This window comes from Pseudomonas sp. WS 5078 (assembly GCF_012985745.1).
Taxonomy (GTDB): Bacteria; Pseudomonadota; Gammaproteobacteria; order Pseudomonadales; family Pseudomonadaceae; genus Aquipseudomonas; species Aquipseudomonas lundensis_A.
This window is the reverse complement of record NZ_JAAQWX010000001.1, coordinates 545,014-572,006: the sequence shown is the minus strand read 5'-3', so window position 1 is coordinate 572,006 and position 26,993 is coordinate 545,014. Positions and strand designations below refer to the sequence as shown.

General features: G+C 59.8%; 21 protein-coding genes. 8 read left to right on the top strand and 13 right to left on the bottom strand.

All coding sequences use genetic code 11. From position 1 onward, the window contains the following. Positions 1-75: 75 nt before the first annotated feature. The 3 genes from HBN68_RS02660 to HBN68_RS02650 all read right to left on the bottom strand — a co-directional run bounded on the left by HBN68_RS02660 (position 76) and on the right by HBN68_RS02650 (position 7,280). Entirely contained in the window at positions 76-3,111 is a 3,036-nt protein-coding gene (locus tag HBN68_RS02660; RefSeq protein WP_262373404.1) for an autotransporter serine protease, read from the bottom strand. Positions 3,112-3,254: 143 nt separating this feature from the next. Further along, positions 3,255-6,224, bottom strand: a complete 2,970-nt coding sequence (locus HBN68_RS02655; RefSeq protein WP_169962466.1) for an autotransporter serine protease — start codon at positions 6,222-6,224, stop codon at positions 3,255-3,257. 168 nt (positions 6,225-6,392) lie between these two features. Beyond that, positions 6,393-7,280 (bottom strand): LysR family transcriptional regulator, encoded by an 888-nt coding sequence (locus HBN68_RS02650; RefSeq protein ID WP_169962464.1) that lies wholly within the window; start codon positions 7,278-7,280, stop codon positions 6,393-6,395. 137 nt (positions 7,281-7,417) lie between these two features. On the opposite strand from HBN68_RS02650, the gene HBN68_RS02645 reads away from it, so the two are divergent. Together HBN68_RS02645 and HBN68_RS02640 are read left to right on the top strand one after the other, a co-directional pair. Then, a complete protein-coding gene (locus HBN68_RS02645; RefSeq protein WP_169962462.1) occupies positions 7,418-9,079 on the top strand; it encodes a GMC family oxidoreductase N-terminal domain-containing protein in 1,662 nt (553 codons plus the stop codon). A 90-nt stretch (positions 9,080-9,169) separates the two neighbouring features. Then, on the top strand, positions 9,170-10,792 hold the full coding sequence (locus tag HBN68_RS02640) for an MFS transporter (protein WP_169962460.1): 1,623 nt from the start codon (positions 9,170-9,172) through the stop codon (positions 10,790-10,792). A gap of 211 nt (positions 10,793-11,003) precedes the next feature. On the opposite strand, the gene HBN68_RS02635 is transcribed toward HBN68_RS02640, so the two are convergent. From HBN68_RS02635 to glyQ, 4 genes are all read right to left on the bottom strand, one after another. Beyond that, on the bottom strand, positions 11,004-11,774 hold the full coding sequence (locus HBN68_RS02635) for a lysophospholipid acyltransferase family protein (RefSeq protein WP_169962458.1): 771 nt from the start codon (positions 11,772-11,774) through the stop codon (positions 11,004-11,006). A 77-nt stretch (positions 11,775-11,851) separates the two neighbouring features. Beyond that, positions 11,852-12,391, bottom strand: coding sequence for a D-glycero-beta-D-manno-heptose 1,7-bisphosphate 7-phosphatase (gene gmhB, locus HBN68_RS02630; protein ID WP_169962565.1), 540 nt, complete (start codon positions 12,389-12,391; stop codon positions 11,852-11,854). 4 nt (positions 12,392-12,395) lie between these two features. Further along, positions 12,396-14,450 (bottom strand): glycine--tRNA ligase subunit beta, encoded by a 2,055-nt coding sequence (glyS, locus tag HBN68_RS02625; RefSeq protein WP_094994940.1) that lies wholly within the window; start codon positions 14,448-14,450, stop codon positions 12,396-12,398. Next, on the bottom strand, positions 14,447-15,400 hold the full coding sequence (gene glyQ / locus HBN68_RS02620) for a glycine--tRNA ligase subunit alpha (RefSeq protein ID WP_003437964.1): 954 nt from the start codon (positions 15,398-15,400) through the stop codon (positions 14,447-14,449). Before glyQ ends, glyS begins: the two co-directional genes overlap by 4 nt. An 81-nt stretch (positions 15,401-15,481) precedes the next feature. Here glyQ and HBN68_RS02615 point away from each other — a divergent pair, with 81 nt between their 5' ends. Together HBN68_RS02615 and HBN68_RS02610 are read left to right on the top strand one after the other, a co-directional pair. Continuing rightward, positions 15,482-16,039: a DNA-3-methyladenine glycosylase I gene (locus tag HBN68_RS02615; protein WP_094994939.1), complete on the top strand. Its 558-nt coding sequence runs from the start codon at positions 15,482-15,484 to the stop codon at positions 16,037-16,039. Between the two features lie 91 nt (positions 16,040-16,130). Further along, positions 16,131-17,018, top strand: coding sequence for a lysophospholipid acyltransferase (locus HBN68_RS02610; protein WP_094994938.1), 888 nt, complete (start codon positions 16,131-16,133; stop codon positions 17,016-17,018). A gap of 49 nt (positions 17,019-17,067) precedes the next feature. Here HBN68_RS02610 and HBN68_RS02605 read toward each other — a convergent pair whose 3' ends face one another. The 5 genes from HBN68_RS02605 to def form a co-directional block, all read right to left on the bottom strand. Further along, entirely contained in the window at positions 17,068-17,373 is a 306-nt protein-coding gene (locus HBN68_RS02605) for a tetratricopeptide repeat protein (protein WP_094994937.1), read from the bottom strand. Between the two features lie 12 nt (positions 17,374-17,385). After that, entirely contained in the window at positions 17,386-18,762 is a 1,377-nt protein-coding gene (gene trkA, locus HBN68_RS02600) for a Trk system potassium transporter TrkA (RefSeq protein ID WP_047278959.1), read from the bottom strand. Positions 18,763-18,783: 21 nt separating this feature from the next. Continuing rightward, on the bottom strand, positions 18,784-20,094 hold the full coding sequence (gene rsmB, locus HBN68_RS02595) for a 16S rRNA (cytosine(967)-C(5))-methyltransferase RsmB (RefSeq protein WP_169962456.1): 1,311 nt from the start codon (positions 20,092-20,094) through the stop codon (positions 18,784-18,786). Continuing rightward, positions 20,091-21,056 (bottom strand): methionyl-tRNA formyltransferase, encoded by a 966-nt coding sequence (gene fmt / locus HBN68_RS02590; RefSeq protein ID WP_169962454.1) that lies wholly within the window; start codon positions 21,054-21,056, stop codon positions 20,091-20,093. The genes rsmB and fmt overlap by 4 nt, the downstream gene beginning before the upstream one ends. 173 nt (positions 21,057-21,229) lie before the next feature. Next, positions 21,230-21,736 (bottom strand): peptide deformylase, encoded by a 507-nt coding sequence (def, locus tag HBN68_RS02585; RefSeq protein WP_094994934.1) that lies wholly within the window; start codon positions 21,734-21,736, stop codon positions 21,230-21,232. Positions 21,737-22,303: 567 nt separating this feature from the next. On the opposite strand from def, the gene dprA reads away from it, so the two are divergent. Further along, positions 22,304-23,410, top strand: coding sequence for a DNA-processing protein DprA (gene dprA, locus HBN68_RS02580; RefSeq protein ID WP_169962452.1), 1,107 nt, complete (start codon positions 22,304-22,306; stop codon positions 23,408-23,410). A 36-nt stretch (positions 23,411-23,446) separates the two neighbouring features. Then, positions 23,447-24,004: a Sua5/YciO/YrdC/YwlC family protein gene (locus HBN68_RS02575; protein ID WP_094994932.1), complete on the top strand. Its 558-nt coding sequence runs from the start codon at positions 23,447-23,449 to the stop codon at positions 24,002-24,004. A gap of 63 nt (positions 24,005-24,067) precedes the next feature. Here HBN68_RS02575 and HBN68_RS02570 read toward each other — a convergent pair whose 3' ends face one another. Continuing rightward, positions 24,068-25,045 (bottom strand): NADPH:quinone reductase, encoded by a 978-nt coding sequence (locus tag HBN68_RS02570; RefSeq protein ID WP_094994931.1) that lies wholly within the window; start codon positions 25,043-25,045, stop codon positions 24,068-24,070. 161 nt (positions 25,046-25,206) lie between these two features. Here HBN68_RS02570 and hemF point away from each other — a divergent pair, with 161 nt between their 5' ends. Together hemF and aroE are read left to right on the top strand one after the other, a co-directional pair. Beyond that, a complete protein-coding gene (hemF, locus tag HBN68_RS02565) occupies positions 25,207-26,121 on the top strand; it encodes an oxygen-dependent coproporphyrinogen oxidase (RefSeq protein ID WP_169962449.1) in 915 nt (304 codons plus the stop codon). Positions 26,122-26,143: 22 nt separating this feature from the next. Further along, complete coding sequence (aroE, locus tag HBN68_RS02560) at positions 26,144-26,965, top strand: shikimate dehydrogenase (protein WP_094994929.1); 822 nt, start codon at positions 26,144-26,146, stop codon at positions 26,963-26,965. Positions 26,966-26,993 lie beyond the last annotated feature (28 nt).

Below are 26,993 nucleotides of genomic sequence, written 5' to 3'. Positions count from 1 at the left end.
CTACAGCGGCTGTAATGCAGGAAAAAAAGGCCAACGCTTGCGTTGGCCTTTTTTATGCGTGCGAAAAGTTGTTTATCAGAACTGCCAGCTCAGGTTCAGCCCTACCCCGTGCGTTTTGTCCTTGTTGCTCAATTGCCCGTTGTAGTCCAGCTCCAGACGTGTGCTTTTACCCAACGCCACGCCTACTTGAGCACCGATTACTGCGGCATCGCGGGCCAGTGAAACACTGTGCACGCTGAACGGTGTGCTGCCTGCCACGAAGCTCAGATCCTGATCCGAGCCCACGGCGTTGAGGTTGTGCTGCCACCCCAAACTGCCGGCTACCTCCATGTGCTGATCGCTATTGAGGATGAAGGTTTTTGCAGCTCGCATGCCCAGCGTCGACAACACGGCTTCGCGATTATCTCGGCTTCCCTTAAGGGCAGCGGCTCCACCCTTTTCATGGAAGCTGTCACTGCGCACGTGTACATACGCCAGGTTGGCGAAGGGTTCGAGCGCCAACGCTGGCAGTTCGATGCGGTAAGCCGCTTCGGTGAATACTTGCGCCGTTTCCGCATCGCGTTTGGTTTTTTGTTTGGTATCGATGTCTGCAAATTGCACATCACGTTTCACGTCGATGCGGTTCCAGCTATAGGATCCGCCCGCACTCAGGCGCAGGGCATCGATTTCATGCCCCACGTAGGCGCCAAGGTGGTAGCTGTCGGTCGACGCGTTGGCGTGCGTTCCCTCTCCCATGTTCAGGCCGCTGTGGCTATAGCCGGTGAACACGCCCAGGCGTGTGGCTTCGCTAATCAGCCCATCCGCCCCGATTAACATGCCGCCCAATGAGGTGGTGTATTGCGCGTTGGATGAACCCGCGTCAGTTTTACCCCACGCGCCGAGCGCCTTGACCCATACACTGTTTTGCCCGGATGCCTGCGCACTGGCTGTGTAGAGATCATGCTGGCGCAACCGATCACCCACGGCATCCCGTAAGTGACGACTGTCATTGATCAGTTGTGTAGCAATGGCCGGGTGTATCTCACCACTTAATTGCTGATATGCCTGACGTGCGCTGGTGACAGATGGGGACAGCAAAATCCCTTCATACACCGCATTGCCAGCGTTCAGTCCTTCCGCTGCGCCAGCCACTGCACGTTGGTTAGGTGTGAGTGCGACACTGGCGAACGACGCGGCAGTGCGCTCGATGCCCAGTTGCACTGCAGTGGCTGAATAATCCAGTTGCCCGCCGATGAAGAGGTAGTTCGGCAAGACGCTTGCGAACTGCCCCTCTACCCCACCCGCGGCCTGCAGAATGTCGAACTGCTGACCCAACAGGCTGCCGGCTTCCTGGCGACTCAAAAGCGCAGGATTGTTTTCCAGTGCCAGGGTCACTGTGCCGCCATTCAATGTGGCTTTACCGCCCGCCACGAGTCGGTCGCTTTGGGTTGGGGATAACTCGACGGCGTAGGTTGAGCCGGGCTCGAAGGTTACGTTACCCGCCACGTTGAGCGTGCCGATAGAATTGCCCGGCGCGACAGTACCGCCCGCGTTGGCAGTAAGCGCGCCAACCTGGCCACTGCCACCCAGTACGCCGTTTTGGTTGACCGTCACGGCGGAGCTGAGCGAACCGTTCACCGCCAGCAAGCCCTGATTGATTGCCGTCGGCCCACTGTAGGTATTGGCGCCAGCCAGCACCAATGTACCGATGCCTTGCTTGGTCAGCCCGCCATGGCCGCCAATATCGTTACGCCAGACATCCAGGCCGCAGCTGACATCGGTGCAGCGTCGCTCTGTGGGTTTTCCGGCATCAATCATCGCGCCCACGCCCGGCAGGTCTGCCACAAACTGGCCGTCGCCGTACGACCCCTCTACCCGCAACGTTTGTGGGATATCGGCATCGGCGATGAACATGCCGGGCCCATCGATGGCTTTGTGCAGGTTGATCATGCCCCAGCCGTACAGCTCGTCCACACCCGCCGCGCCCAGGTCGGTTGCCGTGGATTTGAGCACGCCTGCCACTTGCGCACCGGTCATGTAGGGGAAGCGCTCCATTAATACCGCTGCGCTGCCTGCTACATGAGGCGCCGCCATTGAGGTTCCGCTTTTATTGCCGTAACCGACCGTCATGTTGTCCAGGGTTGTGCCGCCAATCACGGCGCTGTAGATCCCCGTGCCCGGTGCGGACACGCAGAAACTTGCCGCATACCCGCAGCGCGATGAGAACGTACTTAGGGTGTAAGGGATGGCGCTGGCGGTGTCCGGGTTTTTCTGCAAGCTGGCCACTGTGATCCAGTTAGGTGCGATGTCCGGGACGAAATGCGCCAGCCCGGCAATGGCGTCCGGGTTATTGAGGTTGTAGTCATTACCGGCGGCGAAAATGGTCACGATGCCACTGCGCGCCGATTCGATGGCACCGCTGTAAGCGCCACCTGCCTTGGTGTCCAGCAGCGGCACGATTTGATCGAACTGCTTCTGCGCGTCGGCCACGGTGAAGTGTGGATAGGCCGGATCGCGCCCGCCCAGACGAAACGTATCGGTGATGCCAATGCCCCAACTGTTGTTGATGATCCGCGCCCCGCTGGCGGCCAGCGCATCCCAACCGGCTTTGTAAACGGCGCCGTCGTTACCGCGAATAATGCCGTCTTCCGGGCCGGGGTCGCCGTTGTCGGCCATGATGATTTGCGCGTCATAGGCTACGCCATGCATCGGGCCGCCATCGCGGTTACCCCCCGCAATGCCGCCGACGTGGGTGCCGTGGGAGCCCAATTTGCCATCCGATCCGGCAGAAGGGCTGCCGTCGTAAATGAACGCGTCACCGGCTTTGACTGGAATGTAGGGGTCGGTGTATTCGCGAATACCGGTGGTCGTCAGGGTGATGACTTTGTTCGGGCTGTTGAACTCGGGATGCTGTGCGTAGACCGGCTGATCGAAAATCCCGAGTTTGACGCCCTTGCCGCTGTAGCCCCCTGCGTAGGCATCCTGCGCATTGATCGCGCCCAAGCCCCAGTCCGCCTTGAATTCCGGGCTGCGCCAGCTATCGGGCTGCCCTGCCCGCCCGGCCTCCACATAAGGGGCAGCCTGCACCTGCCCGATCATGCCCACATACGCCATGCCCAATGCCAATGACATGGCCCGTTTTTTAAACGGCAGCGTACTTACTTTTCCTACAGGCAAAAGCTGCCCACGTGTTACGTCCATTTAATGACCTTCCTTGGTGAAGTGCAGATGAGCCCTGTGCCTCTAGGCACAGGGTGGTGACGAAAGGGGTGAAATCAGAACTGCCAATTCAGGCTCAGGCCCACGCCGTGGGTCTTTTCCCGATTCGCCAATTGGCCGCTGTAATCCAGGTTGATGCGCAGGTCGCGGTTGATCGCGAGGCTGGCGTGCGCGCCGATGAGTGCGGCGTCCCGTACCAGCGGCGAACTTTCAACGGTGAAGCGCGGCCCGCCCGAGGCGAAGCGCAAATGGGTGTCGGAATCGACTGCGCTGAGGTTGTGCTGCCAGCCCAAGCTGCCCGCCAGATCCAGCGGCTGCTGCGCGATATGCACCGTTTTCAATGCCCGCAGACCTAACGTGCTAAGGACGGCGTCGCGTTGATCGCGGCTGCCTTTGAGTGCGGTGGCATCCCCTTTTTCGGTGAACCCCTCACTGTTCAGGTGGATATACGCCAGATTGGCGAACGGTTCTAATCCCACCGCAGGCAAGTCCACGCGATAGGCCGCTTCGGTAAACACCTGCACGGTTTGCGCGTCACGTTTGGTTTTTTGTTTGGCGGTGCTGTTGTTGTACTGCACGTCGCGTTTCACATCGGCACGGTGCCAGCTGTACGTTGCGCCGCCGCTCAGGCGTACGTCGCCCAGAGCATGCCCGATGTAGGCGCCAATGTGATAGCTGTCCACCGCCGCTCGCGAGTGCGTGCCTGCGCCCATGTTCAGCGAGCTGTCGCTGTAACCGCCCAGCAGGCCGAGCCGGGTTTCGTCATTTAATGCGCCGTCCACGCCTGCCACTGCCCCACCTAGTGAGGTGGTGTAATCCGCCGTGTCATGACGTGAATCGGTCTTGCCCCACGCACCCAGCGCTTTAAACCACACCTCAGGCGCGGCGTGCGACGCGTTGTAGGCGTCTGCCGGGTTGAGGCGTTCACCCACTGCCTCCCGTAAATGGCGGCTGTCGTTGATCAGCGTCGTGCCCAATGCCGGATGGATTTCCCCTGACAACTGCTGAAACGCGCTTTGAGCCATCGCGATCGACGGTGCGCTTAAAACGCTTTCATACACCGCATTGCCGGCGCCCAGTTGTTCACTGGCGGCGGCCACAGCGCGCTGGTTCGGTGTAGCGCCAACTGCGGCAAACGAGGTCGCATTGCGCTCAATGTCCATCTGCACGGCGGTGGCCGAGTAGTTGAGGTTCGCCCCGATAAACAGGAAGTTGGGCATGACACTGGCGAACTGCCCTTCAATACCGCCCGCGGCTTGCAGGATTTGATACGGGCGGCCCAACAGGCTGCGTGCTTGCGGCTGGGTGAGCAGGCCTGGGGTGTTTTCCAGCGCCAGTGTCACAGTGCCACCCTCCAATGTGGCTTTACCGCCCGCGACAAGGCGGTCGCTTTGGGTTGGGGATAACTCAACGGCGTACGTCGAGCCGGACTTAAAGGTCACGTCACCCGCGACGCTGAGCGCGCCAATCGAGTTGCCCGGGGCCACAGTCGCGCCCGTGTTGGCGATTAAACTGCCAACGCTGCCCGATCCACCCAACGAGCCGCTGCCGTTGATGGTCACAGGCGATGTGATTGAGCCATTAACGTTGAGTCGGCCGTCATTGACGGTGGTGGCGCCACGGTACGTATTGGCGCCGGTCAGCGTGAGGCTGCCCGCCCCGGACTTGATCAGGCTGCCCTGGTATTCGCGTTGTGCGGCGGCGGCATCGCGGGCTGTGCCTATCGCGTAATCGGTTTGATCTTGCTGGCTGGCGCTGCTCGCAAGGCCTTGGGTCCAGCCCTTGTCGATCAGGGTTTGTTGCCACGCTTGATGCTCGGCCGCGTCTTCTTGCTGACGGGAGGCGAGCGCGGTATCAGTCAGGTTATTGCTCCACACGTCGTGTTGGCCGTTGGCCAATTGCACATCAAACGTCCCGAGCAACTGCCCCGGCCCTTTCATGGCCCGGTCCAGATCCGGCACGCCCCAACCTACCCGCTCATTCGGCGTCTGAGTGAGCGAGCCGTCCAGTTGGGTGGAGGTCGTCAGCAAGACGTCGAGGGCTTGTCTGTTGTTCAGGTACGGATAGCGCTCCATCACCAGCGCCAGAGCGCCCGTGGCGTGCGGTGCCGACATTGACGTCCCGGATTTCACCCCGTAGCCATCCCCCGGGATGGTGCTGTTGATCAATGCGCCGGGGGTGGCGATACACCAATACTTGGCGATGCCGCACTGGTTGTACTTTTGCTGGTTATTTTTATCCAGCCCGGAGACTGCCAGCCAATGTCCTTCAAGATCGGGTTGAAAGTACGGCAACGCCGACCGCACGCTCGCGTTGGCCACCCCGCTGTTACCGGCGCTGAATACATTAATCACTCCCCGACGCGACACATCTGCAGCGGCATCCAGCCAGGTGCTCTGGTTGTAGTGCTGTGCATAAGCTGCATGCAGGCCATCGAGGGTTTGATAGTTCACATCTTTGGGCTGGCTGCCCCAACTGTTGTTGATCGCCCGCACGCCTGCGTCCGCCAGCGCGTTATAGGCGGCCTTGAAATACAGCGCATCCGGGTGGGGGCCGAATAGAAAACTGTCGTTCTGATTGGTATTGGCCACATACAGATCGGCATTGAAGGCCACACCGTGCATGCCGACACCGTCCCGAGCGGCAGCGATGGTGCCGGTGACGTGGGTGCCGTGGGAATCGTTACGCGGGTTGAGCACACCGCTGACAGCAAACGGCGTGCCGTCTGCGGACTGACCACTGGCTATCACGGGATGGAAGCGGGTAGCTTCGGGATGCCCCGGATCAAATCCCGAGTCCATGACGCCGATGTTGACCCCTGCCCCGGTAACACCCGCCGCGTACGCCGCATCGGCCGAAAGTCGCTTAAGCCCCCAGTCTTGCAAGTACTCGGCAGAGCGCCAGCTCGCCGCATCGCCCAGTGTGCCCTGTTCCTGGTACATCCCCCGGGCCGGGGTAGAAAGAATCACCAGCAGGCTGGCACATAGCATAGGCGCGGCGCTGCCACGACGAACGTCCCTGTTCATAAAAGCTCACTTCTTATCGTTATTAGAGCGCAGGCTTCTATCGCGAAGTCCCTGTTTAAGGGCGTGACTCTAGAACAGGGTGCTGGCCTCTGCCGGATTTAACCCCGAGCTGTGGGCTGTTTCGCGTTTTTGGAAGATATCCACAGCCCCAACACGGCGTCGTCCCGATCAGGGCGCCAGCAGGGTGTGCTGTTCGGCTGTGCATAACTCCAGTAAAAAATCCCACACCACGCGCAACCGCACAGATTTGTGCAATTCGCGACGGGTGCTGATCCAGTAGCTGCGTTGTACCGACTCCTGTGGCAAGACCCGCACCAGCTCAGGGTCGTGGCGGGCCATGTAGTTGGGCAGTACGGCAATGCCCAACCCCGCACGGGCCGCCTGTTGCTGTGCGATCACGCTGGTACTGCGAAACGTCACGGTCGGGGTGCGGCAGAACGTATTGAGAAACAGCAGTTCCTGGCTGAACAACAGGTCGTCGACATAACCAATCCAATAGTGATGGGTCAGGTCATCGCGATCCTTTAGCGCGGGTGCCCTCTCCAGATACAGGGGGCTGGCATAAAGCCCGAGGGTGTAATCCGTGAGTTTGCGGGTAATCAACAGGTCGGCGTTAGGCCGTTCCAGATGGATGCTGATTTCGGCCTCACGGTTAAGAATGCTGACAAAGCGCGGCACCGCCACCAGTTCCACCTCCAGACCCGGATAGCGCTCAAACAGGCCACGTAGACGCGCTGTGATAAACATGATGCCGATGCCTTCGGTGACGCCCAGACGGATCTTGCCCAGCGGCGCCATGGCCTGGGTGATTTCTTCCTGAGCCAGGAGTGCGACGTTTTCCATCGCTTCGGCGTGTTTGAGCAGCGCTTGCCCGGCCGGGGTCAGTTCGTACCCTTGCGCGTGCTGCACGAACAGCGCCGTCCCAAGATGCTGTTCGATGGTCTCAATGTGCCGCGCCACCGTGCTGTGGGTGGTGTTGAGGCGTTTGGCGGCGGTCAATAAGCGGCCGCTGCGCTGCAACTCCAGAAAATACCGCAAGTCATTCCAGTCGAACATGAGAGTCCTCGGGCGCAGCTGTCAGAGGTGTTGTGCAAAAACGCACAGGCCATGGGCGAAATCGCGCGTTTTCATCTCGAAATTAATCAATACGATGGGGCAGGACAATAAAAATAAATACAGGCGCGAGGTGCTTCATGCCATCAGCGACTCAGGTCTATGACTACATCATCGTGGGCGCAGGCCCTGCCGGTTCTGTGCTGGCCAACCGGTTGTCGGCCAACCCGGCCCACTCAGTGCTGTTGCTCGAAGCCGGTGGCCGCGACAACTACCCGTGGATTCATATTCCCGTGGGCTACCTCTATTGCATAGGTAACCCGCGCACCGACTGGTGCTTTAAAACCGAGGTGCAGGCGGGGCTGCAAGGCCGCAGCCTGAGTTATCCACGGGGCAAGGTACTGGGCGGTTGTTCGTCGATCAACGGCATGATCTACATGCGCGGGCAGGCGAGTGATTACGACCGTTGGGCCGAACAGGGCAACCCGGGCTGGGCCTGGAAAGACGTGCTGCCGCTGTTCAAACGCAGCGAAAAGCACTACGGCGGCAACGCAGATATGCACAGCAGTGACGGCGAATGGCGCGTTGAACAACAGCGTTATTCGTGGCCCATCCTCGATGCTTTCCGCGACGCTGCTGCCCAAAGCGGCATCCCGACCGTGGATGATTTCAACACCGGCGACAATCAGGGCTGCGGCTACTTTCAGGTCAATCAGCGCGCAGGCGTACGCTGGAATGCATCTAAGGCTTTTTTGCGCCCGATCCTCAAACGGCCGAACCTGACCGTGCGGACCGACGTTCAGGTCAATAAAGTGCTGTTAGACGAAGGCCGTGCTACCCATGTGCGCGCTCGCTGGCAAGGCGCTGAACACGACTTCAAAGCACAGCGTGAAATTATTCTGTGTGCTGGCGCGATAGGGTCACCGGGGATTTTGCAGCGCTCGGGGATTGGCCCGCGCCCTTTGCTCGAAAGCCTGGGCATCAAGCTCGAGCATGAGCTACCCGGTGTCGGTGGCAACTTGCAAGATCACCTGCAACTGCGCCTGATCTTCAAACTGAGCAAGGCGCGCACCCTTAATCAGGTGGCCAATAGCCTGTGGGGCAAACTGGGCATGGGTCTGCGGTACGCCTACGATCGCAGCGGCCCGCTGGCCATGGCGCCTAGCCAGTTGGGAGCGTTTGTGAAGTCAGACCCCGCACAGCCTTCAGCGAATTTGCAGTACCACGTGCAGCCATTGTCGCTGGAGCGCTTTGGCGAACCGTTGCACACCTTCCCGGCTTTTACCGCGTCAGTGTGCAACCTGCGCCCGAAAAGCCGCGGCCGGGTGGATATCCGTTCTGCCGACCCGGACGATGCGCCGCTGATCGATCCCAACTACCTCAGTCATCCCGACGATTTAAACGTGGCGGCGGATGCCATCCGGTTGACGCGCAACATCGTCGCCAGCCCTGCTCTACAAGGCTTCAGCCCCGAGGAATATCTGCCTGGCCCTGAACTGCAAACCGAGCAACAGTTGCATGAAGCGGCCGCCCGAATCGGTACGACGATTTTCCATCCCGTTGGCACCTGCCGCATGGGGCAGGATCCGCAGGCCGTGGTGGATGCTCAATTGCGGGTGCACGGCGTCGTCGGATTAAGGGTGGCCGATGCGTCGATCATGCCCGATATCGTGTCGGGCAATACCTGTTCGCCTACGCTGATGATTGGCGAAAAAGCTGCGCAATTGATTCTTGAAACACCCGTCAATCTGGCGGAAAAAACGTTGGATACCGCTCGCGCAGTAGCAACACCGGTCGCCTGAAGGCGATCGTGGTTTCGGTCGCAGTCATCCGGAACCGACAGTGGACAACAACAATAATCACTGTGGCCCCAAGGGCCGAGGACATTGAACATGTCAGACTCCATCGCACAAACGGCCAGCGTCGCGAAAGCGCCGACAGGCCGAGAAGAACGGAAAATCATTTTTGCGTCATCCCTCGGGACGGTTTTCGAGTGGTATGACTTTTTCTTGTATGGCGCCTTGGCGACGGTCCTCAGCAAGCAGTTTTTTGCCGGGGTGAACGACACCACTGCGTTCATTTTTGCGCTGATGGCCTTTGCTGCCGGTTTCTTGGTGCGGCCGTTCGGGGCACTGGTGTTCGGCCGCTTGGGCGACATGATCGGGCGAAAATATACCTTTCTCATGACCATCGTTCTGATGGGCCTTTCTACCTTTGCCGTCGGCCTGTTACCCACCTATGCCAGCATCGGTATTGCGGCCCCGATCATGCTGGTGCTGCTGCGCATGCTTCAAGGGCTGGCGCTCGGTGGCGAATACGGCGGTGCTGCGACCTATGTGGCTGAGCACGCACCACCCGGTAAGCGTGGCTTCAATACCAGCTGGATTCAATCCACCGCTACCCTGGGTCTGCTGCTGTCGCTGGTCGTGGTGCTGGGCTGTCGCTACCTGACGGGCGACGAGTTTGAAGTGTGGGGCTGGCGCCTGCCGTTCCTGCTGTCGATCGTGCTGCTGTGCATTTCAACCTGGATCCGCATGAGCATGCATGAGTCGCCCGCGTTCGTGAAAATGAAGGCCGAAGGTAAAAGCAGCAAATCACCGATCCGCGAGTCCTTCGGCAAGTGGGAAAACCTCAAGATCGTGCTGATTGCGTTGTTCGGCATCAATGCCGGGCAGGCCGTCACCTTCTATACGGCGCAGTTCTACGTGCTGTTCTTCCTCACGCAGATGCTCAAGATGGACCCGGCGCAGGCCAATACGCTGCTGATTATCAGTGTGGTGATCGGCGCGCCGTTCTTCATCTTCTTTGGCTGGCTGTCGGACCGCGTAGGGCGCAAGCCGATTTTGATGATGGGGTTGTTGTTGGCAACTGTGCTGTACTTCCCGCTGTTCAAAGCGCTCAGCCACTACGCCAATCCGCAAATTGATGCGGCAAGCCGCCAGTCACCGATTGTGGTGATGGCCGACCCTTCGACCTGCACGTTCCAGTTTGACCCTGTGGGTAAGGCGCGCTTCGATAGCCCGTGCGACAAGGTTAAAACCTTTCTGGTGAAGCAGGGATTGCCGTACACCTCTGAAGCGGCGGCGCCGGGCACTGACGTGCAGGTGTCGGTAGGTGATCAGCAGATCAAGGGCTTCGACGAAGCTGCCATGCGCGCCGCCATTTCGGCAGCGGGCTACCCGGCGAAAGCTGACCCGAGTGCCGTCAACCAGCCGATGGTGGTGCTGGTGATGGTCATGCTGACGTTGATTGCGACCATGACCTACGGCCCGTTGGCAGCCGTGATGGTGGAACTGTTCCCGACCCGCATCCGCTACACCTCGATGTCGCTGCCGTACCACATCGGCAATGGCTGGTTTGGTGGCTTCTTGCCCACCGTCTCGTTCGCGCTGGTGGTGTACACCGGCGATATCTTTTACGGGCTGTGGTACCCGGTGCTGATTACCGGGGTCAGTCTGGTGGTGGGGATGCTGTGCCTCAAGGAAACTAAAAACGTGAACATCGATAAGGTTTAGGGCGCGGTGTGAACCGGCCCAGGCCACAGTAAAACGGTGTACGAAGCGCACAAAAAAACCGGCCAAAGCGCCGGTTTTTTTGTGCCTTAGAAAAACTTATGCACGTTTTTAGCTAAAAAGTCATACCGAGAAATAAGTAATTAAATCATCGAGTTACAGGCGTTTTTAGAAAGAAATCCAAAACTTGTGCACACGTTATCCACAATTTGCCTCAGCTTAGCGATGCATCTGCCGGTGCCGCCACGGGCGGGAGGGAACCCATGTCGCGCTGGGCTTGCTCGTTCCAGGCTTGAACCCGGTCATTGAGTTCGGCAATTGCCCGTGGGCCAGTGCCGTTGGCGTACATCGGTTCGCCAATGACCACTTCAATAGTGCCGGGTTTTTTCGCCCAGCCCTCTTTGGGCCAGTACTTGCCCGCGTTATGCGCAATCGGCAAGACAGGCAATTCTGCGTTGACCGCCAGTGCCGTACCGCCCCGTGAGAACTTGCCCACCGTGCCGTAGGGAACCCGCGTGCCCTCCGGGAAAATCAGCACCCAAATGTTGTCCTTGAGCAGCTCGTCGCCCTTTTTAGCAATGTGTTTGAGTGCCGCCTTCGGGTTTTCACGGTCGATGGCGATGGGGCGCAGCATGGCCATGGCCCAACCAAAGAACGGCACATACAACAGCTCCCGTTTGAGCACCTGGCTCAGCGGTTGAAAGTAAGCCGAGAGAAAAAACGTCTCCCAGGTACTTTGGTGGTTGGCCAGAATCACGCACGGGCGCTGCGGGACATTTTCTGCGCCCTTGACCTCAACGTGAATGTTCAGGAACACCCGTGTCAGCCACAGTGCACAGCGGCACCAGTACACGTTGATAAAACGATAACGCGCACGGAACGGCAGAAAGGGGGCGACAAAAAAACTCAGCGAGCACCACAGCAGCGAGCTGGTGCCCAACAGCAGGTAAAAGAAAAAAGTTCTGATGGCCTGCAGGATTGACATAGAGGCTTTTACCGTTGCGGATAACGCATTTGTGAACAGACCTGGGCAACGGACGTCAGCCGGTGTTCAAAAATGCCTTATGTGTGGATAAGTTCTGCGGCAACTGCCGCCAGATCGTCAAAAATCAGGGTAGTAGCCGGCAGATTTTTTTCGAACGTTTTTTCGCCTTTTCCGGTTTTTACCAAAACAGGCTGTGAACCGACGGCTTCTGCAGCTTGCAAGTCACCCAAACTGTCGCCCACAAACCAACATTCATGTAAATCAACGCCGTAATGCTCGGCAATCGTGCGCAACATGCCGGGTTTTGGCTTGCGACAGGCACAACCCTCATCGGGCCCATGCGGGCAAAAAACAATCAAGCCAACTTCGCCGCCCTGCTCCGCCACTAGCGCCCGGAGACGGGCGTGCATGGCGTTCAGGGTGGCGAGGTCGTAGTAACCGCGTGCAATGCCGGACTGGTTGGTGGCGATGGACACCGTCCAGCCGGCCTTGCTCAACTGCGCGATAGCCTCGATCGCGCCGGGGAGCGGGATCCACTCCTCGACAGACTTGATGTAAGCGTCGGAGTCGTAATTGATCACGCCGTCCCGATCGAGAATCACCAGTTTCAACAGCAGCCCCTTAGCCCAGCAGCGAGATGTCGGCAACGCCGAGGAACAGACCGCGCAGGCGCGCCAGCAATGCGTAGCGGTTAGCCCGCACATTGGCGTCGTCGGCGTTGATCATCACGGCTTCGAAGAATGCATCCACCGGCTCGCGCAGAGCGGCCAGACGGGTCAACGCTTCGTTGTACTGACGGGCGGCGGCCATCGGCTGTACCGCTTCATCGGCCTTTTGAATGGCCGAGTACAGCGAGAACTCGCTGGCGTTGTCGAAGAACTTGGCTTCAACGTGGGTCGACACCTTGCCGTCCACTTTGCTCAACAGGTTCGAAACGCGCTTGTTCACGGCAGCCAGTGCTGCGGCTTCCGGCAATTGACGGAACGCCTGAACGGCTTGCACGCGCTGATCGAAGTCCAGCGCCGAGGTCGGTTGCAGGGCACGTACCGAGAGGTAAGTTGCCACGTCCACGCCTTCGTCTTCATAGCGCGCACGCAGGCGGTCGAAGATGAACTCCAGCACTTGATCCGCCAGCCCCGCCGACTTGATCTTGGCGCCGAACGCTGTAACCGCGAAATTCACGGCTTCAGTCAGGTCGAGGTCGAGCTTTTTCTCGATCAGGATGCGCAAGATTCCCAGCGCAGCACGGCGTAAGGCATACGGGTCTTTGCTGCCGGTTGGCAACATGCCAATACCGAAGATGCCGACCAGGGTGTCGAGCTTGTCAGCGATGGCCACTGCTGCACCGGTCAGGGTGCCCGGCAGTTCAGCGCCTGCGCCACGTGGCATGTACTGCTCGTTGAGCGCCAGTGCAACGTCTTCCGGCTCGCCGTCATTGAGGGCGTAGTAATAACCGGCAATGCCTTGCATTTCCGGGAACTCGCCAACCATTTCAGTGGCCAGGTCGCACTTGGACAACAAGCCTGCACGAGCAGCACGCTGGGCGTCGCCGCCAATGCGCGGCGCGATGAATGCGGCCAATTTGGACACGCGCTCGGCTTTGTCGAACACGCTGCCCAACTGCGCCTGGAACACCACGTTTTGCAGGCGCAGGTTGAAGTCTTCGAGCGTCTGCTTCTTGTCTTGCTTGAAGAAGAACTCGGCGTCCGTCAGGCGTGGGCGCACGACTTTCTCGTTACCCGAGATGATCTGCTGCGGGTCTTTGCTCTCAATATTGGCCACGGTGATAAAGCGCGGCAGCAACTTGCCATCCACGTCCAGCAGGCAGAAATACTTCTGGTTGTCCTGCATGGTGGTGATCAGCGCTTCTTGCGGTACATCAAGGAAGCGTTCTTCGAACGAGCACACCAGCGGCACAGGCCATTCGACCAGCGCAGTCACTTCGTCGAGCAGGCTTGGCGGCACGATGGCGGTGCCTTCCTGCAGCGTCGCCAACTCGGCCACGCGTTTGGCAATCAGCTCACGGCGCTCGTTGAAGTCCGCCAGTACGTAGGCTTTGCGCAGGTCTTCAAGGTAGTTGGCGGGCGAGGTGATACGCACGCTTTCAGGGTGGTGGAAGCGGTGACCACGGGAGTCGCGACCGGCTTTCTGCGCAAGGATCGTGCAGTCGACCACTTCATCGCCCAGCAGCATGACCAGCCACTGGGTCGGACGTACGAATTCTTCCTTGCGCGCGCCCCAGCGCATGCGCTTTGGAATCGGCAAGTCATTCAATGAATCTTCAACGATGGTCGGCAGCAGGCTGGCGGTCGGCTTGCCGACAATCACCTGGCTGAAACGCAGTTTCGGACCGCTTTGATCGATTTCGCTCAGTTCAACGCCGCATTTTTTGGCAAAACCCAAGGCTGCCTGAGTCGGGTTGCCTTCAGCATCGAATGCGGCCTGACGTGGCGGGCCGTCGATGTTGATGCTGCGGTCCGGCTGCTGAGTGTCGAGCTGCGTCAACAGCACGGCCAGACGACGCGGCGCCGCGTAGACTTTTTTCGCGGAGAAGTTCAGGCCAGCGTTTTGCAGGCCCTTTTCAATCCCGGCGAGAAAGGCTTCGGCCAGTGTGTTGAGGGCTTTTGGTGGCAGTTCTTCAGTGCCCAGTTCAACCAGAAAATCTTGAGCACTCATTGTGCAGCCTCCAACTTAGCCAACACTTCATCACGCAAATCAGGGGGTGCCATCGGGAAGCCCAACTTGGCGCGAGCTTCGAGGTACGCCTGAGCCACCGAACGCGCCAGGGTACGCACACGCAGGATGTACTGCTGACGAGCCGTCACGGAAATGGCCCGGCGCGCATCCAGCAAGTTGAAGGTGTGCGACGCCTTGAGCACCATTTCGTAGCTTGGCAACGGCAGCGGCTGGTCGAGTTCGATCAGGCGCTTGGCTTCGCTTTCGTAGAAATCGAACAGTTCAAACAGTTTGTCGACGTTGGCGTGTTCGAAGTTGTAAGTCGACTGCTCGACTTCGTTCTGGTGGAACACGTCGCCGTAGGTCACTTTGCCGAACGGGCCGTCAGTCCAGACCAGGTCGTAGACGGAATCCACGCCTTGCAGGTACATCGCCAGTCGCTCAAGACCGTAGGTGATTTCGCCGGTTACCGGGTAGCACTCAATGCCGCCTACTTGCTGGAAGTAGGTGAACTGGGTGACCTCCATGCCGTTGAGCCAGATTTCCCAGCCCAGACCCCAGGCGCCCAGTGTTGGCGATTCCCAGTTGTCTTCAACGAAACGGATGTCGTGCACCAGCGGGTCGAGGCCGATGTGTTTCAGCGAGCCCAGGTACAGTTCCTGGAAATTAGGCGGGTTTGGCTTCAATACCACCTGGAACTGGTAGTAGTGCTGCAAACGGTTCGGGTTTTCGCCGTAGCGGCCGTCAGTCGGACGACGACTGGGCTGCACATAAGCGGCGTTCCACGTTTCTGGGCCCAGGGAGCGCAAAAAAGTGGCGGTATGGAATGTGCCGGCGCCCACTTCCATATCGTAGGGCTGAAGCACCACACAACCTTGCTCGGCCCAGTATTGCTGGAGGGCGAGGATCAAGTCTTGGAAGGTACGCACTGCTGGCGTAGGCTGGCTCACAAATTCACCTGTTTCTTGGGCTGCGATTTAAAGAGCGGGAGTATACCCGATTCGGTCGCGCCTCCACCTCTTGGAGCCTTTATGGCACGTTGTTTCTGGTGTTCGGATGACCCTCTGTACATGGCCTATCACGATCTTGAGTGGGGCGTGCCGTTGCGCGATGCGCACGGGTTGTTCGAGTTGTTATTGCTCGAAGGGTTCCAGGCGGGCCTGTCATGGATCACGGTTCTGAAGAAACGCGAGCACTATCGCAAGGTCATGTTCGGCTTTGATGCCGAGCGCCTGGCGGTCATGAGCGACGCCGAAATAGAGAGGTTGCTGCAAGATCCGGGGATCATTCGCAACCGCCTGAAAGTGGCGGGTGCCCGGCGCAATGCCCAGGCCTGGCTGGCGTTGGACAACCCGGTGGCGTTCTTGTGGTCGTTTGTGGGAGGGACGCCCAAGATCAATCACTTCACCGAACGGCATGAGTTTCCGGCGGTTACGCCCGAGGCTGAAGCCATGAGCAAAGGCTTGAAAAAAGCCGGGTTCACGTTCGTCGGCCCGACCATTTGCTACGCCTTCATGCAAGCCAGTGGCATGGTCATGGACCACGCCACCACCTGCTACCGCTACGCGGAGCTGGCAAACGGCGGTTAGAATGCTGGCCACTCTTGAACCCCGTGGTCGCAGCCGCTTGCCTCGGCCGCGACTACAAACGCTGTTTTTTGTATTGAATGGGAACCCCCCTGTGGAAAAGTTTAAAGGTGCCTTGTTGGTCGGGGCGTTGCGCGTGTTTGCCATGCTCCCGTGGGGTGCAGTGCAGCGTGTGGGCTCGGCCATCGGCTGGCTGATGTGGAAACTGCCCAACCGTTCGCGGGAAGTGGTGCGGATCAACCTCGCGAAATGCTTCCCGGAAATGGACCCGGTTGCCCGTGAGCAACTGGTGGGCCAAAGCCTTAAGGACATCGGCAAAAGCCTGACGGAAAGCGCCTGCGCGTGGATCTGGCCTGCCCAGCGTTCCATCGACCTGGTGCGTGAAGTTGAAGGGCTGGACGTGCTCAAGGACGCTCTGGCCTCCGGCAAGGGTGTGGTCGGGATCACGAGCCACCTGGGTAACTGGGAAGTGCTCAATCACTTCTATTGCAGCCAGTGCAAGCCGATCATTTTCTACCGCCCGCCCAAGCTCAAGGCCGTGGACGAACTGCTGCGCAAACAGCGCGTGCAATTGGGCAACCGCGTGGCGGCGTCGACTAAAGAAGGCATCCTGAGTGTCATCAAAGAAGTGCGCAAAGGCGGTCAGGTCGGCATCCCGGCAGACCCGGAGCCCGCGGAATCGGCGGGTATCTTCGTACCGTTCCTCGGCACCATGGCCCTGACCAGCAAGTTTGTGCCCAACATGCTGGCGGGCGGCAAAGCCGTGGGGGTGTTCCTGCACGCCTTGCGCCTGCCTGACGGCTCGGGCTTCAAAGTGATTCTTGAGGCGGCGCCCGAAGCCATGTACAGCACCGACACAGAGACGTCGTGCAAAGCGATGAGCCAAGTGGTGGAGAAATATGTGCGGGCTTACCCGAGCCAGTACATGTGGAGCATGAAGCGCTTCAAAAAGCGTCCGCCGGGCGAAGCGCGCTGGTACTGAAGCGCCCTCCCATAGACCTTGTAGTTGCTGGCGCAGGTTACGGCAGTGACTACTTGTCGAGCTTCTTCAAAAACACGGTCATTTCTTTTTCGGCCTGTTTGTCGCCGTGGGCCTGCGCTGCCGCAAGCCCCTGCTCCCACGCCGAGCGCGCCGCATCCCGATCCCCTGCCGCCACGTACGCTTTGCCCAACAACTTCCACGCAGCGGAATACTTGGGGTCGAATGTCACGCAGCGTTGCAGATGCTCTGCCGCCTTGAGGTTATCCCCAAGGTCGAGATAACCCTTGCCCAGTCCAAAACGCAGCAATGCGTTATCCACACCCTTGGCCAGCATCTTTTCGAGTGAATCCAACATCCGTCTGGCTCCTTAGAAAAAGCTCAGTCCTACGTGGAACAGCTTCTCGACGTCGCGAATATGCTTTTTATCCACAAGGAACAAAATCACGTGGTCACCCGCATTGATGACGGTGGCGTCGTGGGCAATCAGCACTTCTTCATCACGAATAATCGCGCCAATGGTGGTGCCCGGTGGCAAGTGGATCTCACCGATGCGCCGTCCGATTACCTTGCTCGACTTCGAGTCACCGTGGGCGATGGCTTCGATAGCCTCGGCCGCACCGCGCCGCAGAGAGTGCACGCTGACGATATCGCCGCGGCGCACGTGGGCCAGCAAGGTGCCGATGGTGGCCAATTGAGGGCTGATGGCGATGTCGATTTCGCCGCCCTGAATCAGGTCCACATACGCGGGGTTGTTGATGATGGTCATGACCTTCTTGGCCCCCAGACGCTTGGCCAGCAGCGACGACATGATGTTGGCTTCGTCATCGTTGGTCAGTGCCAGGAACAGGTCGGCGTCGGCGATGTTTTCCTCGAGCATCAGGTCGCGGTCCGAGGCGCTGCCTTGCAGCACCACCGTGCTGTCGAGCGTGTCCGACAGATAGCGGCAGCGTGCAGCGCTCATTTCGATGATCTTGACCTGATAACGGCTTTCAATAGCCTCGGCCAGCCGCTCACCGATCTGTCCACCACCGGCAATCACGATGCGCTTGTAGCTCTCGTCCAGGCGGCGCATTTCGCTCATCACAGCGCGAATGTTGGCGCGGGCTGCGATGAAAAAGACTTCGTCGTCTGCCTCGATCACGGTATCGCCACGGGGGGTAATCGGACGATCACGTCGGAAAATAGCCGCCACGCGTGTATCCACGTTCGGCATATGTTCGCGCAATTGGCGCAATTGCTGACCAATCAGCGGGCCGCCGTAGTACGCCTTCACCGCCACCAGTTGTGCTTTGCCTTCAGCAAAGTCGATCACTTGCAAGGCGCCGGGGTGTTCGATCAGGCGTTTGATGTAATTGGTCACGACCTGCTCGGGGCTGATTAGCACATCGACCGGAATCGCGTCGTTGTCGAACAGCTCTTCACCGCGGCTCAGGTAGGCCGATTCGCGCACCCGGGCAATTTTGGTCGGGGTGTGGAACAGCGAGTACGCCACCTGGCAGGCGACCATGTTGGTCTCGTCGCTGTTGGTCACCGCCACCAGCATGTCGGCATCGTCGGCGCCTGCCTGACGCAGCACATTGGGCAACGAGGCGCGGCCCTGAATGGTGCGGATGTCGAGGCGGTCACCGAGGTCGCGCAGGCGTTCGCCGTCGGTATCGACCACTGTGATGTCGTTGGCTTCACTGGCCAGATGCTCTGCCAGGGTGCCGCCGACCTGGCCTGCGCCGAGGATGATGATTTTCATGCCGTCATTTCCTGTTCTCGATTAGCCGCGAGCAGCTGCGATCTTGATCAATTTGGCGTAGTAGAAGCCATCATGCCCGCCTTCCTGGGCCAGCAGCTGGCGCCCGTGCGGTTGCTTGAGGCCGAAATCACCGGCGATGTCCAGCTCACGCGCACCCGGTGTGCGGGCAAGGAACGCTTCAATCACCTCGGTGTTCTCGGTCGGCAGCGTCGAGCACGTGGCGTAGAGCAGAATGCCACCGACGTCGAGCGTCGGCCACATTGCGTCCAGCAACTCGCCTTGCAGGGTCGCGAGGGCGGCGATGTCGTCTGGTTGGCGTGTCAGCTTGATGTCCGGGTGACGTCGGATCACGCCTGTCGCCGAGCAAGGCGCATCCAGCAAAATGCGCTGGAAGGGCTTGCCGTCCCACCACGTGGCGGTGTCGCGGCCGTCAGCAGCGATCAGTTCGGCACTCAAGCCCAGGCGCTCAAGGTTCTCGCGCACACGCACCAGACGCTTGGCTTCCAGATCCACAGCCACAACCCCTGCCAGCGTGGGTTCAACTTCAAGGATGTGACAGGTTTTGCCACCCGGTGCGCAGCAGGCGTCGAGCACGCGCTGGCCGGGGGCCAGATCGAGCAAGTCGGCGGCCAGTTGCGCGGCTTCGTCCTGCACGCTGATCCAGCCTTCGGCGAAGCCTGGCAGGTTCCGCACGTCACAGGCTTCAGCCAGCACGATGCCGTCCTGACTGAATACACACGGCGTCGCCTCGACACCGGCGTCCACCAGCAATTGCAGGTAGGCATCACGGCGATGATGGCGACGATTGACCCGCAGAATCATAGGGGGATGCGCGTTATTGGCTGCGCAAATGGCTTCCCATTGCTCAGGCCAGAATGCTTTCAGGGATTTTTGCAACCAGCGCGGGTGCGCCGTGCGCACCACCGGATCGTGTTCCAGCTCGGCCAACAATGCCTCGCTTTCGCGCTGGGCGTTACGCAACACGGCGTTCAGCAGGCCTTTGGCCCACGGTTTTTTCAGCTTGTCGGCGCAACCCACGGTTTCACCGATGGCGGCGTGCGCGGGAATGCGGGTGTAGAGCAGTTGATACAGGCCGACAAGTAGCAAAGCCTCGACGTCGGCGTCTGCTGCTTTGAACGGCTTTTGCAGCAGCTTGTTGGCCAGCGCGGACAGGCGTGGCTGCCAGCGTGCCGTGCCGAATGCGAGGTCTTGGGTCAGGCCGCGGTCGCGGACTTCGACTTTATCCAGTTGTAACGGCAATGAGCTGTTAAGCGAGGCTTTGCCGTTCAGAACAGCAGTCAGTGCCTTGGCGGCGGCCAGACGCGGGTTCATTGGGCTTTTTCCGTTTCACCGAGGGTGGTGCCGATAGCGAATTTCTCACGGCGGCTGTTGAAAAAGTCGCTGAAGTTCAGCGCTTTGCCACCGGGTAATTGCAGGCGTGTCAGGCGCAACGCGCCCTTCCCGCAGCTCACCAGAAGGCCTTCTTTGGATGCGCCTAAAATGGTTCCCGGTGCTTGCTCATGGTTCAGATAAGGCACATTTGCCGCGAGCACCTTCATGGTTTCGCCATTCAACGTGGTGTGGCAAATCGGCCATGGGTTGAACGCGCGAATCTGTCGCTCAAGCTCACTTGCCGGACGATTCCAGTCGATGCGTGCTTCGTCTTTGTTCAGCTTGTGGGCGTAGGTTGCGAGGCTGTCGTCCTGCACTTCGCCCACCAACGTGCCGGCGGCCAGGCCGGCAATGGCTTCGATCACCGCAGGCGGGCCCAGCTCGGCCAGACGATCATGCAGGCTGCCGCCGGTGTCTTCACGCGTGATAGGGGTAACGGCCGTTAGCAGCATGGGGCCGGTGTCTAGACCCGCCTCCATGTGCATTACGGTCACGCCGCTTTTGCTGTCGCCCGCTTCAATGGCCCGCTGGATCGGCGCCGCACCGCGCCAGCGTGGCAGCAGCGAGGCGTGACTGTTGATACAGCCCAGACGCGGAATATCCAGCACGGCTTGCGGCAGGATCAGGCCATAGGCCACTACGACCATCAAGTCCGGCTTGAGCGCAGCCAGTTCAGCCTGGGCGTCAGGCGCACGCAAAGTGGGCGGCTGCATGACAGCAATAGAGTGTTCCTGCGCGAGTTGCTTGACCGGGCTTGGCATCAGCTTTTGCCCGCGCCCGGCCGGACGGTCCGGTTGGGTGTAAACCGCAACGATCTCGTAAGGGCTGTCGAGCAGTGCCTTGAGGTGTTCAGCGGCGAATTCTGGGGTGCCAGCAAAGACGATGCGCAGTGGCTCAGTCATGGATTACTCACTTGGAATGGGGGAATGCGCGGGAATAATCCCGGGAACTACCGGTATCCGCTGCCGTGCCAGCCCCCGGCGGCGGGGGCTTCAGGCATACCGGTGTTGCCTCGGAACACAGCCGCCTCGCGCGGGATCTCAGGCGCGTGCGTGGGCGGCAGCCGCAGGGCCGGTCAAGCGTTCTGGCGGTGCAGTTTTTCCAGCTTCTTCTTGATCCGGTCACGCTTGAGATTAGACAGGTAATCGACGAACAGCTTGCCGTTGAGGTGATCGCACTCGTGCTGGATGCACACGGCCAGCAAACCCTCGGCAATCATTTCGAACGGTTTGCCATCACGGTCCAGCGCGTTGATTTTGACGCGTTGCGGGCGATCTACGTTTTCATAGAAACCCGGCACTGACAGGCAACCTTCCTGGTACTGGTCCATCTCGTCAGTCAGGGTTTCGAACGCCGGGTTGATGAAGACCATCGGTGCGCTGCGGTCTTCGCTCAGGTCCATGACCACGATGCGCTTGTGGACGTTGACCTGGGTCGCTGCCAGGCCGATGCCGGGCGCTTCGTACATGGTTTCAAACATGTCGTCGATCAACTGACGCACTTCGTCGTCCACAACCTCCACGGGCTTGGCGATGGTGCGTAGTCGCGAGTCTGGGAATTCGAGGATGTTCAAGATGGCCATAGGCGTAATTGCTGCACTGTATGAAAGATTAATAACGGTTGTCAGGTGGGTCCTGAGGACTCGGGCAACCTGTGCAAAACGTCTCTTTCAGAGAGAACCCGCTCGGGCTCAGGCGTTTCACGCGAGCGCACATAATAAAGGGATTCACCCGCGGATGAAACGACTAGCTGCCGGGCTGCAGGGTACGTACGCCTTGCGGTCTGGCGCTTGTAGCACTTTGAAACCGACTGGTGAGGGCTCGTTTGTCAGCGGATATGACACCCGTGGCCTGGTTTTACAGCTGCCTTCTGGTCCTGAAACTCAGGCCCCGCCTGCGTTGATTGTGAGTCGGATGCTTGCAGGGCCTGAGGTGTATTGCCCACTTCTAATGCGATTCTGCAAAGTGGCCTTTTGCCTCTTCGGTGTCTGGCTGAATCGTTCTACTAAGGTGGGGGATGCGCCCTGTATTTCAAGGGTATCGACACACCCCGCCACCCCGGTGGGTGAATTTCCCAAACAACTTGTTAACAGAGTTATCCACAGGTTGTTGACTTCGTAACGCTGCTGAAACAGATCAAGGATGATCCTATGTCGCTGTCTGAATGTTCGCGTATTTCCCCGGCCGAGCTGGAAGCGCGTTTGCGCCTGCATCGCTTGCCCGAAGTAGGACCTCGTCGTTATTACACCCTGTTCAATGCCTTTGGCTCAGCCAGCTCGGCGCTGAGTGCGCCTGCCAGTGCGTGGCGGGCGTTGGGCTTGCCGTCGGTCTGCGCACAAGCCCGGCGCAGTGTTGAGGTGCGCGACGGCGCAAGCGCTGCATTGCGCTGGCTTGAGGGCTGCAACCAGCACGTGCTGCTCCACGACCAGCCCGATTACCCGGCGTTACTGGCTGAACTCAGCGACGCGCCGCCCCTGTTATTCGTGGCAGGTGAGCCGTCGATTCTGGAAAAACCCCAGTTGGCAATGGTCGGCAGCCGACGCGCTTCGCGGCCGGGACTGGACACCGCCAGCGCGTTTTCGCGCGCCTTGGCAGGCGCCGGATTTGTCATTACCAGTGGTCTGGCGCTGGGGATTGATGGCGCCGCACATCAAGCCGCGCTGGACATCGGCGGTCAGACGGTGGGGGTGCTCGGCACCGGGTTGCAAAAACTTTATCCACAGCGCCATCGTGCTCTGGCCGACGCCATGATTGCGAGCGGCAGTGCCGTTGTTTCAGAGTTCCCGCTGGACGCCGGGCCACACGCCAGCAACTTCCCCCGGCGCAATCGCATTATCAGCGGTCTATCCCTGGGCGTATTGGTCGTTGAAGCCAGTGTGGCCAGTGGCTCGCTGATTACTGCGCGTCTTGCCGCCGAGCAGGGACGAGAGGTGTACGCCATGCCCGGTTCCATCCACCATCCTGGCGCTCGGGGCTGTCATCAATTGATCCGCGACGGGGCTACGCTGGTGGAAACCGTCGAGCACATTCTGGAAGGGTTACGCGGCTGGCGCTCAATGGCGGTGCCAACCGGTGAATTGTTTACGCCAAGTTGTCATCCGCTTGTGCAATTGTTGCAGGCTTCGCCTTACACCAGCGAAGGACTGGCCAGTGCCAGCGGCTGGGCGTTGCCTGCACTGCTCGCCGCCCTGACCGAACTGGAGCTTGAAGGCCGCGTCGTCCTGGAGGGTGGACGTTGGTTTGCTCGCGCCAGCTAAGTACACTTGCGCACAGCACATATCTGGAGACATTCAATGATCAGCACCTGGCGCGTACAGCAAGCCGCAACCGCCATTCGCGCGGGCGCGGTGATTGCCTATCCCACCGAAGCTGTCTGGGGTTTGGGTTGCGACCCATGGGATGAGGACGCGGTAGAACGGCTGCTGGCCATCAAGTCGAGGCCTGTGGATAAAGGCCTGATTTTGGTTGCCGACAATATTCATCAGTTCGACTTCCTGTTTGAAGACTTCCCACAGGACTGGCTCGACCGCATGGCCAGCACCTGGCCGGGGCCGAACACCTGGCTGGTGCCGCATCAGGGCTTGTTGCCCGAGTGGATCACTGGCGTGCACGACACCGTGGCGTTGCGCGTGAGCGATCACCCGCTGGTGCGCGAACTGTGTTCATTGGTAGGGCCTGTCGTATCGACGTCAGCCAACCCGGCGGGTTTGCCGGCTGCGCGCACGCGACTGAAGGTGGAGCAGTACTTCCGTGGGCAAATTGACCATGTGTTGGGTGGCAACCTGGGCGGGCGTAAGAATCCGAGCCTGATTCGCGATCTGGCGACCGGCAACGTGGTTCGCCCGGCCTGATTCAAATCGGGGCCGCTGTCGCAGGCTGCGAGGCCTTCGGCAGCGGCAATCGGTTGTTTGAACTCAAGGCACCAGAATGGTCGAGCCGGTTGTGCGGCGCGCTGAGAGTTCGGTTTGTGCCTGAGCGGCATCCTTCAAGGCAAAGCGCTGGCTGATGTCCACCACAATATTGTCGCTGCGGATCATGTCGAACAGCTCGTCCGCCATTTTCTGCAGGTTTTCAGGGGTATTGGCGTAGGACGCCAGTGTTGGCCGGGTCACATACAACGAGCCCTTCTGCGACAAAATCCCCAAATTCACCCCCGTCACGGCACCCGACGCGTTACCGAAGCTGACCATCAAGCCACGCAGCGACAGGCAGTCCAGGGACGTCAGCCAGGTATCTTTACCGACACCGTCATAGACCACGGGGCATTTCTTACCGTCGGTCAGTTCCAGCACGCGTTGGGCCACATCTTCGTGGCTGTAGTCGATGGTTGCCCACGCACCCAGCTTTTTGGCCAATGCCGCTTTTTTCGGAGAACTGACCGTGCCGATCAGCTGTACGCCCAGCGCCTTGGCCCATTGGCAGGCAATCGAACCCACGCCACCGGCTGCCGCGTGGAACAGAATGGTTTCGCCACCCTTGAGTTCATAGGTCTGACGCAACAAGTACTGCACCGTCAGGCCTTTCAGCATTACGGCGGCGGCCTCTTCGCACGAAATGTCGTCGGGCAGCTTCACCACATTTGCGGCGGGTAATACGTGCAACTCGCTGTAAGCCCCCAGCGGGCCGGTGCCGTAGGCTACGCGGTCGCCAACGTTAACGTTGCGTACGTCGCTGCCGATGGCATCCACCACCCCTGCCCCTTCGTTGCCCAGCCCGGATGGCAGCTCGGGCAGCGGGTACAAACCGCCGCGGTAATAGGTGTCGATGAAATTAAGACCGATGGCCTCATTGCGCACCCGCACCTGCTGCGGGCCCGGCTCGGCGGGGGAGTAGTCAACAAACTCAAGCACTTCAGGGCCGCCGTGGGCCCGAAACTGAATACGTTTAGCCATCTGCACTGTCCTCGCTGGGTTCACGAAGGCTACATCCAACGCTTAAGCGTGATCTTCGTCAACTGCGAGGAGGCGGGACGCGGTGTTATGCTAGCGGCCCTTTGCCGCCGGCCCCGCTCTGACGAAGTGCCGCGTAGCTTTGACCTATTCAAGGTGATGTCATGACTACCCGCACCGAGGCTGTGAAAGCCTATCTGCTCGACCTTCAAGACCGTATTTGCAACGCTCTGGAAACCGAAGACGGCGGCACGCGCTTCGTTGAAGACGCCTGGCAGCGTCCGGCAGGTGGCGGCGGTCGTACACGCGTGATCGAAAACGGCCACGTGATCGAAAAAGGCGGCGTCAACTTTTCCCACGTCTTCGGCAGCGGTTTGCCGCCGTCCGCCAGCGCGCATCGCCCTGAACTGGCGGGCCGCGGTTTTGAGGCGCTGGGCGTGTCGCTGGTGATCCACCCGCACAACCCGCATGTGCCGACTTCCCACGCCAACGTGCGCTTTTTCATCGCTGAAAAAGAAGGGGAAGAGCCGGTGTGGTGGTTTGGTGGCGGTTTCGACCTCACGCCCTACTACGCCGTCGAAGAAGACTGCGTGCACTGGCACCGCATTGCCGAACAGGCCTGCGCGCCGTTTGGCGCTGAGGTGTACCCGCGTTACAAAGCCTGGTGCGACACCTATTTCCACATCAAGCACCGCAACGAGCCGCGTGGCATTGGCGGTCTGTTTTTTGATGACCTGAACGAATGGGATTTCGACACCTGTTTCGCCTTCATTCGTGCCATCGGCGACGCGTACATCGACGCCTACCTGCCGATCGTTCAGCGCCGCAAGGCGGATGAATACACAGCGCAGCAGCGCGAGTTTCAAGAGTTTCGCCGTGGCCGCTACGTCGAGTTCAATCTGGTCTACGATCGTGGCACCTTGTTCGGCTTGCAGTCCGGTGGCCGTACCGAGTCGATCCTGATGTCATTGCCGCCGCAGGTGCGCTGGGGCTACGACTGGAAAGCCGAGCCCGGCAGCCCAGAAGCGCGCCTGACCGACTACTTCCTGCAAGACCGAGACTGGCTGGCCAACGCCTGACATTGCCTGAGGAATTTGCCTGATGGACCGTTACGTCGTTTTTGGTAACCCGATTGCCCATAGCAAATCGCCGGTGTTGCACCGCTTGTTTGCCGAGCAAACTGGGCAGGCCATGCAGTACGACACCCTGCTGGCGCCGCTGGATGATTTTCAGGGCTGCGCCACCGCGTTCTTCAAAGAAGGTCGCGGGGCGAATGTGACCGTGCCCTTCAAGGAGCAGGCTTACCAACTGGCCAGCCAACTGAGTGCCCGTGCGCAACGAGCCGGCGCGGTGAACACCCTGAGCAAACTGGCTGATGGCAGTTTGCTGGGCGATAACACCGACGGCGCCGGGCTGGTGCGTGATTTGACGGTCAATGCGGGTTTCAGCCTCAAGGGCAAACGCATCCTCATCCTCGGCGCCGGTGGCGCGGTGCGTGGCGCACTGGAGCCGATTCTGGCGCAAGGCCCGGCCTCAGTGACCATCGCCAACCGCACGGTCGAGAAAGCCGAAGGGCTGGCCGAACTGTTCAGCGACCTTGGCCCCGTGGCGGCCAGTGGGTTTGACTGGTTGCGCGAACCGGTGGATTTGATCATCAACGCGACATCGGCCAGCCTGGCCGGTGAAGTCCCGCCCATTGCCAGCAGCCTGATCGAGCCGGGCAACACCCTGTGCTACGACATGATGTATGGCAAAGAGCCGACGCCGTTTTGCGCGTGGGCCGTCGAACAGGGTGCAGGCCAAGTCATGGACGGGTTAGGGATGCTGGCCGAACAGGCGGCAGAAGCCTTCTTTGTATGGCGCGGCGTGCGCCCCGACACCGCCCCCGCACTGGCTCAATTGCGCAGGTTGCTGGCGCTGTAAAGCGCCCCCACCCTTGGCATCGTCTTCA

What these genes read in the sequence shown, in the direction of transcription:
- HBN68_RS02660 (WP_262373404.1), bottom strand. Translation starts at nt 3,111, where the DNA reads ATGTCATTGGCATTGGGCATGGCGTATGTGGGCATGATCGGGCAGGTG.
- HBN68_RS02655 (WP_169962466.1), bottom strand. Translation starts at nt 6,224, where the DNA reads ATGAACAGGGACGTTCGTCGTGGCAGCGCCGCGCCTATGCTATGTGCC.
- HBN68_RS02650 (WP_169962464.1), bottom strand. Translation starts at nt 7,280, where the DNA reads ATGTTCGACTGGAATGACTTGCGGTATTTTCTGGAGTTGCAGCGCAGC.
- HBN68_RS02645 (WP_169962462.1), top strand. Translation starts at nt 7,418, where the DNA reads ATGCCATCAGCGACTCAGGTCTATGACTACATCATCGTGGGCGCAGGC.
- HBN68_RS02640 (WP_169962460.1), top strand. Translation starts at nt 9,170, where the DNA reads ATGTCAGACTCCATCGCACAAACGGCCAGCGTCGCGAAAGCGCCGACA.
- HBN68_RS02635 (WP_169962458.1), bottom strand. Translation starts at nt 11,774, where the DNA reads ATGTCAATCCTGCAGGCCATCAGAACTTTTTTCTTTTACCTGCTGTTG.
- glyS (WP_094994940.1), bottom strand. Translation starts at nt 14,450, where the DNA reads ATGAGTGCTCAAGATTTTCTGGTTGAACTGGGCACTGAAGAACTGCCA.
- HBN68_RS02615 (WP_094994939.1), top strand. Translation starts at nt 15,482, where the DNA reads ATGGCACGTTGTTTCTGGTGTTCGGATGACCCTCTGTACATGGCCTAT.
- HBN68_RS02605 (WP_094994937.1), bottom strand. Translation starts at nt 17,373, where the DNA reads ATGTTGGATTCACTCGAAAAGATGCTGGCCAAGGGTGTGGATAACGCA.
- trkA (WP_047278959.1), bottom strand. Translation starts at nt 18,762, where the DNA reads ATGAAAATCATCATCCTCGGCGCAGGCCAGGTCGGCGGCACCCTGGCA.
- rsmB (WP_169962456.1), bottom strand. Translation starts at nt 20,094, where the DNA reads ATGAACCCGCGTCTGGCCGCCGCCAAGGCACTGACTGCTGTTCTGAAC.
- fmt (WP_169962454.1), bottom strand. Translation starts at nt 21,056, where the DNA reads ATGACTGAGCCACTGCGCATCGTCTTTGCTGGCACCCCAGAATTCGCC.
- def (WP_094994934.1), bottom strand. Translation starts at nt 21,736, where the DNA reads ATGGCCATCTTGAACATCCTCGAATTCCCAGACTCGCGACTACGCACC.
- dprA (WP_169962452.1), top strand. Translation starts at nt 22,304, where the DNA reads ATGTCGCTGTCTGAATGTTCGCGTATTTCCCCGGCCGAGCTGGAAGCG.
- HBN68_RS02575 (WP_094994932.1), top strand. Translation starts at nt 23,447, where the DNA reads ATGATCAGCACCTGGCGCGTACAGCAAGCCGCAACCGCCATTCGCGCG.
- HBN68_RS02570 (WP_094994931.1), bottom strand. Translation starts at nt 25,045, where the DNA reads ATGGCTAAACGTATTCAGTTTCGGGCCCACGGCGGCCCTGAAGTGCTT.
- hemF (WP_169962449.1), top strand. Translation starts at nt 25,207, where the DNA reads ATGACTACCCGCACCGAGGCTGTGAAAGCCTATCTGCTCGACCTTCAA.
- aroE (WP_094994929.1), top strand. Translation starts at nt 26,144, where the DNA reads ATGGACCGTTACGTCGTTTTTGGTAACCCGATTGCCCATAGCAAATCG.